This window comes from Paraburkholderia fungorum (assembly GCF_003610895.1).
Lineage (GTDB): Bacteria > Pseudomonadota > Gammaproteobacteria > Burkholderiales > Burkholderiaceae > Paraburkholderia > Paraburkholderia fungorum_B.
The window spans coordinates 1-5,205 of sequence record NZ_MCAS01000066.1; the positions used below are offsets into that span (position 1 = coordinate 1).

Sequence of the window (5,205 nt, forward strand, 5' to 3'; positions counted from 1 at the left end):
TTATGTCACTTGACTTAGCGTTGTTCATATAAGAATAATATGTTCACGGGTAAACTTAATCCCGTGTCCGGTAGTCGTCACGTCCCGTTCCGATCGCCGGAACAGATCAAACAGGCAGATAACCAGGAGACCAGATCAATGACGTTCATCAAGGGGCTAGCCACGGCCCGTCGTTTCGTGCGCCACACCATTTCCATCGCGAGCCTCGCTGCCTTCAGTCTGGGCGCGGGCTTCGGTACACCTGCCCACGCGGACGAAGCGGGCCGGATCGGGCTGGATCTGCCGCTGCTCACGTCGCCGTTCTGGCAGTCGTACAACAACTACCTGCCCACGTATGCGAAAGAGATGGGGCTTGCCATCCTGGCGCCGGTGAACTCGAACGGCGACCCGGCCCAGCAGATCACCGACATGAACAGCCTGCTGAACCTGGGGGCCAAGGGCATCGTCGTCGGTCCGCTGGATTCGGCGGCGATCAGCCGCGCGCTGGACGCGGCCGCTGCGAAGAACGTGCCGGTGGTCGCGGTGGACGTGGCGCCGACCCAGGGCAAGGTGGCGATGGTCGTGCGTGCGGACAATCGCGCATACGGCTCAAAGGCGTGCGACTACATCGGCGCCCATGTGAAATCGGGCAAGGTCGTGCAGATCATGGGCGATCTGGCGTCGGTGAACGGGCGCGACCGGTCCGAAGCATTTCGCGCCTGCCTGAAGAAATATCCGGGGCTGTCGCTGCTCGAGATTCCGGCGGGCTGGAAGGGCGATGTGGCGGCGACCGCGCTCGATACGCTGCTGACCGCGAACCCTGACGTGAAGGCGATCTATATGCAGGCGGGGGGTGTGTACCTGGCACCGACGCTGCAGACGCTGCGTCGCAAACAGATGCTCTTCAGCGCGGGCGATCCGAAGCACATTGTGATCGTCAGCAACGACGGCATTCCTCAGGAGTTCGATGCAATCCGCCGCGGCGATATCGACGCAACCATGTCCCAGCCGGCGGACCTGTATGCGAAGTACGGCCTGTACTACATCAAGGCGGCGCTTGCGGGGCAGACCTTCAAGCCCGGTGCGACGGATCACGGCAGCAACATCATCCAGCTGTCGCCCGGCATTCTCGAAGACCAGCTGCCCGCACCTCTCGTGACGAAGTCGAACGTGGACGACACGTCGCTGTGGGGCAATACGATCAAGTGAGCACAAGGATAAGCATGACGATGAGTACCGGAAACATCCCGGTCGTCGAAGCGCGCGGTGCCACCAAACGCTATGGGGCAACGGCCGCCCTGAACGATGTCAGCATGCGCGTGATGCCGGGCGAATCGCATGCTCTGGTGGGGCGCAACGGAGCCGGCAAGTCGACCCTTGTGTCTATCCTGACCGGACTGCGCAAGCCCGATGTCGGTGACGTGATGTTCGGAGGCGTTGCGGCGCCTCCGATCGCGGATCGCGATGCGTGGCGGGAGCGCGTCGCCTGCGTCTATCAGCATTCGACGATCATCCGCGATTTGAGCGTCGCGGAGAACCTGTTCGTCAATCGGCAGCCGCGCCGCGTCGGAATGATCGATTGGCACACGATGCGGCGTGACGCGCGCGAGCTGCTCGATCACTGGAAGATCGACGTGAGCGAGGACACGCGTGCGGGCGACCTGACCGTCGAGGCGCGCCAACTGGTCGAGATCGCACGGGCGCTGTCATATGGTGCGAGATTCATCATCCTCGACGAGCCGACCGCGCAGCTCGATGGTGAGGAAATCAAGCGTCTGTTCCGCCGTATTACCGAGTTGCAGCGTGAGGGCGTGACATTCCTGTTCATCTCGCACCATTTGCAGGAGGTGTACGAGATATGCCAGACAGTGACCGTTCTACGTGACGCGCGGCACGTCATCAGTGCACCGGTTTCGGCGCTTCCGCGCGAGAAACTGATTGAGGCGATGACGGGGGAGCAAGGTCGTCTCGTCGTGGCAGATGCTGCTGCACGTTCGGTGTTGCCTGCGAATACGGCCATTGCGCTGGACGTCGAGGATCTGACCGGTGCCGATTACGAAGGCGTGTCGTTCGCGGTGAAGCGCGGTGAAGTTGTCGGCCTGACTGGCGCAACCAGCAGCGGTCGTACAAGCGTTGCCGAAGCTATCGCAGGTCTGAATGCTCAGCGCGCCGGCACGATCCGCGCCGGCGGCAGGAAGCTGGTTCCTGGCGACGTGCCTATAGCGCTCAAGAACGGCGTCGGCTGCGTGCCAAAGGATCGGCATCGCGAAGGTCTGGTGCTGACACAGTCGGTTGCCGAAAACGCATCGATGACGATCGCGCGCACGCTTGGCCGTTTCGGTATTGCTTCACCAAAGCGGAAAAACCGATTTGGCCAGGGAATGATCGAAGCGCTCGACATCAAGGCGCAAGGGCCATGTCAGGTCGTATCGGGTCTATCAGGCGGGAATCAGCAGAAGGTTGTGATGGCACGCGCCCTTGCTACCGATCCGAACGTACTGGTGCTCATCGATCCGACGGCAGGGGTCGACGTCAAATCGAAAGAAGCGCTGCTCGCGGTTGTGGACAAGGTGCGTGTCGCGGGGAAGGCCGTGCTGGTGGTTTCGGGCGAACTCGACGATCTGCGTACCTGTGACCGTGTACTCGTGATGTTTCGTGGCGCAGTTGCCGCCGAATTTCCTGCCGGCTGGCAGGACCATGAATTGATTGCTGCAGTTGAAGGGGTGCATCTCCATGAAGAGTAACTTACCAGGTCCCGCAATGGCCGGCGCTGCGCCCGGCATGGGTGTGTCCGCGCGTCCGGCAGGTCGTCGCATCGAACTGAGCCGCTTTCGTGACCTTGCCTTGTTGCCGGCGCTCGTGCTGCTGCTCGTCATCGGCGCCTTTGTGAGTCCAAGCTTTCTGACGAAGGCCAATCTGATTAGCGTGTTGGGTGCGTCCGCGGCATTGGCTCTCGTCGTGCTCGCCGAATCGCTCATCGTGTTGACCGGCAAGTTCGATCTATCCCTTGAATCGACGGTTGGCATCGCGCCTGCCGTTGGCGCGATGCTGGTGATGCCGGCGGCATCTGCTGGTTTCGGTCTGCAATGGCCGGCAGCGATGGGTTTGCTGGCGATCATCGTGGTCGGCGCCGTGATCGGTTTCGTCAATGGTTTCCTGGTGGTGCGCCTGCGCCTGAACGCGTTCATCGTCACGCTGGCCATGCTGATCGTGTTGCGGGGCATGCTCGTCGGTGCGACTCAGGGCGGCACGCTGTTCGATATGCCACCGTCGTTCTTCTCGCTCGCCACCACCATCGTGTTCGGCCTGCCGGTTTCCGTGTGGCTCGCAGGCGCGGCGTTTGGTGTGGCGGCTTTCATGCTGCGCTATCACCGTCTTGGCCGCGCGCTCTATGCGATCGGCGGCAATCCTGAAGCGGCGCGCGCGGCGGGGATTCGCGTCGAGCGCATTACGTGGGGCGTATTCGTGCTCGGCAGCATGCTGGCCTCGGTGGGCGGCTTGATCGTCACCGGTTATGTCGGCGCGATCAATGCGAACCAGGGCAACGGCATGATTTTCACGGTCTTCGCGGCAGCGGTGATCGGCGGCATTTCGCTCGACGGGGGCAAGGGCACGATGCTCGGCGCGCTCTCCGGCGTACTGCTGCTCGGTGTCGTGCAAAACCTGCTCACGCTTGCCCAGGTACCGTCGTTCTGGATTCAGGCGATCTACGGCGCGATCATCCTTGGCTCGCTGATGGTGGCGCGGCTCGCCAGCGGTGAAGGTCAGAATTAAAAGGAAATTCTCGTGCAGCAAGACACAAGAAAAACCACCGATCTACGCCTGATCCTGCAGTCACCCGAAGACAACTGTCTGATATCGGGTGCGCGGATCGGGGCGGGTGAGACCCTCGAAATCGAAGGCGCATATGTGTGGTTCGCGAAAACCCTCGGTCTCGGACACAAGGTCGCGCGCCGGGATTTGAAGGCAGGGGACAAGGTGTTGCGATATGGCGTGGTCATCGGCCACGTGACACAGGAGGTGAAGGCGGGCGAGCACCTGCATACCCATAACATGGCGAGCGATTACTTGCCGACCTACACACACGATGCGGGACACGCGTTCGTTACCCACTGAGCGGAGCCAGATGATGTTCAATACGCAATTGCAGGGCTATCCGCGCAGCGATGGCCGCAAGGGCATCCGCAACGTCGTTGCGGTCACATATCTTGTCGAATGCGCGCACCACGTCGCGCGCGAGATCGTCACGCAGTTTCGCGAGCCATTCGATGCATTCGACGACCCCTCCGCCGAGCGCGAACCGCCGGTGCATCTGATCGGCTTTCCCGGCTGCTATCCGAATGGGTACGCCGAGAAGATGCTGGAACGGCTTACCACCCATCCAAACGTAGGTGCGGTGCTGTTTGTGTCGCTCGGCTGCGAGAGCATGAACAAGCACTACCTCGTCGACGTCGTGCGCGCGAGCGGCCGTCCCGTGGAAGTGCTGACGATTCAGGAAAAAGGCGGCACGCGCAGCACGATTCAATACGGCGTCGACTGGATTCGCGGCGCACGCAAGCAACTTGCCGCGCAGCAGAAGGTGCCGATGGCGCTGAGCGAACTGGTGATCGGCACGATCTGCGGCGGCTCGGACGGCACCAGCGGCATTACCGCGAATCCGGCCGTGGGCCGCGCGTTCGATCATCTGATCGACGCAGGCGCAACTTGTATCTTCGAAGAAACCGGCGAACTGGTGGGCTGTGAGTTACATATGAAAACGCGCGCGGCACGGCCGGATCTCGGCGATGAGATCGTTGCGTGCGTGGCGAAGGCGGCGCGCTACTACTCGATCCTCGGGCATGGCAGTTTTGCGGTCGGCAATGCGGACGGTGGCCTCACCACGCAGGAGGAAAAATCTTTGGGCGCGTATGCGAAAAGCGGCGCGTCGCCGATTGTCGGCATCATCAAACCCGGGGACGTTCCGCCGACCGGCGGCCTTTATCTTCTCGACGTCGTACCCGACGGCGAGCCGCGTTTCGGCTTTCCGAACATTAGCGACAACGCGGAAATCGGCGAACTGATCGCCTGCGGCGCGCATGTGATTCTGTTCACAACCGGACGTGGGTCGGTGGTTGGCTCGGCGATCTCGCCGGTCATCAAGGTCTGCGCGAATCCCGCGACGTACCGCAATCTCGCCGGCGATATGGACGTCGATGCAGGCCGCATTCTCGAAGGCCGCGGCACACT

5 protein-coding genes are annotated in these 5,205 nt (G+C 61.9%); all 5 read left to right on the forward strand.

Going from position 1 to position 5,205, the window contains the following annotated elements:
• Nucleotides 1-138 precede the first annotated feature (138 nt).
• Complete coding sequence (locus BCY88_RS35590; RefSeq protein ID WP_120347988.1) at nt 139-1,188, forward strand: sugar ABC transporter substrate-binding protein; 1,050 nt, start codon at nt 139-141, stop codon at nt 1,186-1,188.
• A 14-nt stretch (nt 1,189-1,202) separates the two neighbouring features.
• On the forward strand, nt 1,203-2,723 hold the full coding sequence (locus BCY88_RS35595; protein ID WP_120348769.1) for a sugar ABC transporter ATP-binding protein: 1,521 nt from the start codon (nt 1,203-1,205) through the stop codon (nt 2,721-2,723).
• Nucleotides 2,713-3,753: an ABC transporter permease gene (locus BCY88_RS35600; protein WP_120348770.1), complete on the forward strand. Its 1,041-nt coding sequence runs from the start codon at nt 2,713-2,715 to the stop codon at nt 3,751-3,753. Before BCY88_RS35595 ends, BCY88_RS35600 begins: the two co-directional genes overlap by 11 nt.
• A 12-nt stretch (nt 3,754-3,765) precedes the next feature.
• The gene (locus tag BCY88_RS35605; protein WP_120348771.1) at nt 3,766-4,095 is read left to right on the forward strand and encodes a UxaA family hydrolase; all 330 of its coding nucleotides are present in this window, start codon (nt 3,766-3,768) and stop codon (nt 4,093-4,095) included.
• Nucleotides 4,096-4,105: 10 nt separating this feature from the next.
• The coding region (locus BCY88_RS35610) for a UxaA family hydrolase (protein WP_259461616.1) at nt 4,106-5,205 on the forward strand (1,100 nt) is incomplete at its 3' end.